At 41.6% G+C, this 286-nt stretch carries 1 protein-coding gene; it reads left to right on the top strand.

Annotated elements, in window-relative coordinates; translation table 11 throughout:
• Positions 1-286: chemotaxis protein CheW (locus A3762_RS07055; RefSeq protein WP_197469111.1), on the top strand; the 286-nt coding region annotated here is incomplete at both ends.

Raw genomic sequence — 286 nt, 5'->3', positions numbered from 1 at the left:
CGACATTGATGGTGAAGCTAGAGCAACAGTCTTTCGCATTCCCTCTCGTAAGCGTTGTCGAAATTTTCCACTTAGATTTAACGAAGACAAATGTTGTCGATGGTCAAGAATGTATTGTTGTCCGAGACAATGTTTACCCATTGTTTTATATCAAGCAATGGCTCGTTAAAAATGGTGGTGCCACAGATCCAGAATTCGCACACGTTGTGATTGTTGCAGTGGGTACTCAAAAGGTTGGGTTTATCGTTGATCAATTAGTTGGGCAGGAAGAGGTCGTAATTAAACC

The organism is Oleiphilus sp. HI0125, from assembly GCF_001635355.1.
Note: the sequence above shows the minus strand (reverse complement) of the source record. Positions and strands in the feature narration are given on the sequence as shown.